Below are 6,000 nucleotides of genomic sequence, written 5' to 3' on the forward strand. Positions count from 1 at the left end.
TATGAAAAAAACCGGAATTTACATAACCCTTATCTTATTAAATTTAAGTTTACTCTTTGGTGAAAATTCTTTCTTTGACAATTACGTTTATCAAACCTGGAATTCCTTTGGACAGTTAAACGGAACTACAGCTACTGATATTCTTCAGACTAAAGACGGCTACATAAATATTGGCACTTATGAAGGACTTGCCCGCTTTGACGGACTTACCTTTTCTACCCACAAAAGATCCAGCAATAATGACCTGACCTTTGTTTCTGTAAGATGCTTTATCCAGGACTCCAGGGGAAATCTCTGGATTGGTTCAAATGATGAAGGACTTCAGAAGATAGGACCTGATGGTAAAAAAACTTTTACTACAGAACAGGGGCTGCCAAGTAATTCCATAAGATGTTTGACTGAAGACCTGGAAGGAAATATATGGATAGGTACAGCTTCCGGTATTGTCTACCTTACTCCAAGAGAAAATCTTCTTACTCCTCAGTTTGAATCTGAATCGTATGCAAAAGGAATTATCTGTACATCTATTTACTGCGATACAGCAGGAAGAATCTGGCTTTTAACTGTTAATAAAAACGGCATCTATACTTATGCCGATGGAGTTTTTAAAAACTACAGGGAATTAAAAAACTATGAACCTTACATTGCTACTGCCTTTGCACAGGACTGCTATGGAGCATTCTGGATTGGCCTTGGTGATAAGGGAATCGTAAAAGTTTCTGATGGACATGTTACAAAAATTAAAAGCAATACAATCGCTGATACAGTTCCGGCCACAAACTTTTACTGCCACAACAGCATAATGTGGATTGGTACGGAAAAAGGTCTGGTAACATATACCAACGGAGTCTTTACAAAATACACAGGTGAAATTCTGGACTCTGCAAAAATAAGCCGGGTAATTAGTGACAGGGAAGAAAATATCTGGATTGCTACAGACAGATGTGGAATCGGAAAACTAACCCACGGAAAATTTAAGATGAACCGTATGGATGTTTCCGTTAATGCAATTTGTGAAGACCAGAATGAAAACTACTGGATTGGAACAGACAACGGACTTAAATGTATAAAAAATGATGTTGAAGTAACAAATCCCCTTACGGAATATGCTACAGGTGTAAGAATCAGGGATATATCTACAACAAAAAACGGTGACATTCTTGTAAGCTGCTATTCAAAATACGGACAGCTGAAATACGATGGAAAAAATATTTACAGCTGGACAATGAATCAAGGTCTTGCAGGAAATAAAGTCAGGGTTGCAATAGAAGCAAAAAGTGGTGAACTCTACGTTGGAACAACAACAGGTTTAAGTATCATTCACAAAGACGGAAGTATAAAGAATTTTAAACTGAAAGACGGACTTGATAACGAATACATAATGGCTTTACATCAGGATTCCATGGGAATTATCTGGATTGGAACAGACGGCGGCGGAATCTATCTGATGAAAGATGAAAAACTAATCTCCCACATTACTTCAGAAGACGGGCTTGCCGGAAACGTAATATTTAAAATTTCCCAGCAGGCAGATGACTCTATATGGATTTCCAGCGGCAGTGGTATTACCCGCTGCAGGGGTTTTAATGAAGAAAAGCAGAAGCCTTTGGAATATGAAACTGTAAATTCAAATCAGGGACTTCAGACAGATGCTGTTTTTCAGGTAATAACTGATTCAACAAACAATCTCTGGATGACCAGTAACCGCGGAATTTCTTCAGGAAAGTTCCCGGAGATAGTAAATGCTGCTGAAGGAAAAACAAAAAGCGTAAATGTAAAATTCTACAACAAAAGCGACGGTCTGGATTCAGGAGGACCTACTTCTACTTCTAAAAGTATAATTGACAGACACGGCAGGGTTTGGTTTGCAATGATTGATGGTGTTGCAATTTATGATCCGGTTAAGATTACAGAAAATATTGTTACACCTCTTATACAGATTGAAAGCATTACTGTTGATGACCAGGTTATTATGGACAACAAGCTTTACCCTCACCATAACAAAGAAATTAAACTTACCCCTGGAACTAAAAGAATAGATATTACTTATACCGGACTTAGTTTTGATGCCCCGGAAAGAATTCTTTTTACCCACAAGCTTACAAACTTTGAAGACGAATTTACCAGCCCTACTCCTTTAAGAACTGTTTCCTATACAAACCTTTCACCTGGAAAACATATCTTCCTTATTAATGCAATTAATGGAGACGGATTCTTTTCTAACCAGGCTCAGACAGTTTTATTTGTACAGGAACCTTTTATTTATCAGATGCCGGCTTTCTGGATTATTATTGGCCTCATCGTACTGGGAATTATTTTTCTCTTCTTCTATCTTAAACACAGGGCCATCATTAAGGAAAACCTTAAACTGGAAAACATGGTTCTTCAAAGGACAGCAGAACTTAGCCGTGAAAGAGAAAAATCAGATGAGCTTCTTCGTGCCATCCTTCCTAATGAAATTGCCGACGAACTTAAAGACGGTATTCATTCAATAGGTCAGGACTTTGCCGATGCTACAATTCTTTTTGCAGACATTGTTGGCTTTACTAAAACCTCCAGTGCCTTTACCGCAAAAGAAATTGTTGATGCCCTGAACAATCTCTTTACTCTCTTTGACAAAAGAGCCCAGCAGATGGGTGTAGAAAAAATCAAAACTATTGGAGATGCCTACATGGCAACCTGCGGACTCCCTACTGTTAATCCATACCATGCAAAAATAATGGTGGATTATGCAAAAGGTCTTCTTAAAGATGTCCGGGACTATAATGTAGATGCAAAAATTCCATTTGAAATCAGGATTGGTCTTAACTCTGGTCCTGTTACTGCCGGTGTTATTGGAAGAACAAAATTTATTTATGATGTATGGGGTAACACTGTAAATGTTGCAAGCCGAATGGAAACTGCCGCCAGTCCTGGATGCATAAGGGTATCTCAGACAGTTTACGATCATCTTAAAGATAAGAATTACAAATTCAGCCAGCCAATTCAGTGTGACATAAAAGGAAAAGGCATAATGACTACCTATGACCTGCTGGTAGATTAAAGCTGAATACAAATAGACTTTAGGATTATAAAATTCGGGTGTATAATGTTAGTCAAACTAACTTATACACGAGGTTTTATATGAAAAAAATCATTGTTAGTATTGCTGCTTTATTATTTGCAGGAGTAAATCTTTCTGCAGAAAAAGTAACATTAACTATGCTTGAAACCAGTGACATTCATGGTGCAATTAATCCATATGACTATGCCACTGATTCAGAAACAGACAACGGCCTTGCTAAAGTTGCAAGTGTAATTAAAGCAGAAAGGGAAAAGGATCCGGACCTTCTTTTATTTGAAGCCGGAGACAGTCTTCAGGACAACCTTATTCAGGAATTCCGCTTTGAAAAAACAAATCCAATGATTAATGCCATTAATGCACTTAATTATGATGCTGTTGTTCTTGGAAATCATGAATTCAATTTTGAATTTGAAAGCCTGCTTAAAGAAATCAAACAGTTTAAGGCACCTGTTCTTGCTGCAAATATTTATAAGGAAGACAAGAGCCGCTTTGTAAAGGCATACACTGTATGTGAAGTAAAAGGCGTTAAAGTTGGTGTAATCGGCGTAACAGCACCTCATGTTCCAATCTGGGAAGCAAGTGCCCCTGAGCATTACAACAACATGACCTTTACAAGTCCAATGGAAGAAGTTGGAAAAGTCCTTAATGAAATTCAGGACAAGGCTGATGTTTTTGTTGTAGTTGCCCACTACGGACTTAAAGGCGAATTTAATGAAAAGGGTATTGGTGAAGTTGCAGAAAAATACGGAAAAGAAATTCCTGTATTCTTTATCGGCCATGCTCATGATGCTGTAAACCAGACTGCATCTAACGGTGCTTTAATTCTTGAACCAGGTGCAAAGGGAGCTTACCTTGCAAAAGTAACTATGGAACTTGATAATTCCAGCGGTTCATGGAAAGTACTTTCTAAAAAAGGCGAACTCCTTCCAGTGAAGGGTGCTAATGTTACAGCTGACCCTCTTATTCTTAAACTTAACAAGGGCACTCACAAAAAGAGCCTTAAGATTGCAGGCAAGGCTGTAGGTAAAATTAAAGAAAACTTCCTTCCTTCTTTATGGTGGAACGGACTTGAAGGAATTCCGACTGCAGCTGTTCAGGATACTGCCATGATGGACCTTATTAATAAAGTTCAGATGGAAAATGCCACCTTAAACGGACAGAAAGCTGATGTTTCTATGGCTGCCCTTTTTGAAGCCTACTCTAATCTTGAAAAAGGAAAATTCCTTAAGAGGGATGGTGTTAAAATCTATAAGTACGACAACACTCTCTTTGCAGTACGTGTAACAGGTAAACAGCTTAAGGCCATAATGGAAAAACAGGCAGGCCGCTTCTTTAACACATTCAGGGAAGGAGACGTAACAATTTCCTTTAACGAAAACATGCGTCTCTATCTTTATGATATGTTTGCCGGCGTAGATTACGAAATCGATATTTCTAAACCTGAAGGCAGCCGCATCCAGAACGTAATGTTTAAGGGACAGCCTCTTGCTGATGACCAGAGCCTCATTCTTGCATTAAACAATTACCGCTTTGGCAACCTTAAATCAGAAGGAATGTTTGGAAAAGACCCTGAATACCGTGACACTTCCCTTGCAGTAAGGGATATGATCAGTGACTATGTTGCAAAAAACAGTCCTCTTGCTCCAGAATGCGACAATAACTGGAAGATTACAGGCTGCAACTTTGCTCCTGAAGCAGAAAAGATTTATGAACTTGTACGCAATGGAACAATAAGCATACCATCCAGCGCAAATGGCAGAACCCCTAACGTAAAAGCCCTTAATGTAAATGACCTTCGACAGCAGGGAATCATTGAATAAGAGTTTTTAACTTCTATAAAGGCGGCTTTACATCTGTATCTTCAGGGTAAAGCCGTTTTTTTATAAAAAACGTAAAATTCTTACATTAGTAAAAAAAAACTACTATAAAAACTATTAATTTATAATATAATACTCCCTTAAAAATTAAAATAACCCTTAATCTATGGCAAATTAGATTTTATAGATTTAAGGATTATAATCTAGATATTACTCTCTTAAGGAAGTGACCTATGAAACTAACAAAACTTATGTTTTTCCCTGTAAGTGCAGCCCTTTTATTTGTTTCCTGCTCAGGAAAATCTTCTAAAAAGAAAGGGCCCCTCCCGGAAAAAACTGTAAATGGTTCTGTACTTAATGTATCTCTTGAAGCTTCTATCGATACCCTGGATCAACAGACTGCAGTTTTTGCAACATCATTTGAGCTCATAGGCAATATGGTTGACGGGCTTATGCAGATGGCTGATGACGGCTCAGTTAAAAAAGCCGTTTGTAAAGAAGAAAGTGTCTCGGCTGATGGACTTAAATACACTTTTAAACTCAGGGACGATGTTTACTGGTCTAATGGTGAACAGGTTACTGCCCATGACTTTGTTTACGGCTGGCAGAGGGCTATAGATCCTGCTACCCAATCTGAATACGCCTTTATGATAAGCGATATTGCCCAGATAAAAAATGCCACAGCAATTCAGGCAGGACAGATGGAACCAAACCAGCTGGGAGTAAGGGCTGTAGATGACTTTACCTTTGAAGTAGAACTTCAGGTTCCTGTTTCTTATTTTGACCAGCTTCTCTACTTCTGCACTTTCTACCCTGCAAATGAAAAATTTGTAAAGAAGTGTGGTGATAAATATGCTACAAGTCCTGAAACATGTCTTGCTAACGGAGCATTTGTAATTACAGAATACTCTCCTTCAGGAAAAACAATTTCATTTAAGAAGAACACAGCTTACTATGATGCAAAGAATGTAAAGCTTGCAGGACTTCATTATGAAATCGTAAGTAACGGAGAAGAAGCTTTAAGAAGATATCAAAGCGGACAGCTGGACTTTGTTGAACTCTCCGGAGATTCAATTAACAAAATGAAAAACTCTCCTGACTTTAGGCCGGTTGATTCAG

The 6,000-nt window shown here is 38.2% G+C and carries 3 protein-coding genes; all 3 read left to right on the forward strand.

From position 1 onward, the window contains the following. Position 1 precedes the first annotated feature (1 nt). Positions 2 to 3,043 (forward strand): adenylate/guanylate cyclase domain-containing protein, encoded by a 3,042-nt coding sequence (locus K6D58_RS10315; RefSeq protein ID WP_296830375.1) that lies wholly within the window; start codon positions 2 to 4, stop codon positions 3,041 to 3,043. Positions 3,044 to 3,123: 80 nt separating this feature from the next. Beyond that, a complete protein-coding gene (locus K6D58_RS10320) occupies positions 3,124 to 4,884 on the forward strand; it encodes a bifunctional metallophosphatase/5'-nucleotidase (RefSeq protein ID WP_296830377.1) in 1,761 nt (586 codons plus the stop codon). Between the two features lie 230 nt (positions 4,885 to 5,114). Next, positions 5,115 to 6,000: peptide ABC transporter substrate-binding protein (locus tag K6D58_RS10325; protein WP_296830379.1), on the forward strand; the 886-nt coding region annotated here is incomplete at its 3' end.

Origin of the sequence: Treponema sp. (genome assembly GCF_024696245.1) — a bacterium.
In the GTDB taxonomy this organism is placed as follows: domain Bacteria; phylum Spirochaetota; class Spirochaetia; order Treponematales; family Treponemataceae; genus Treponema_D.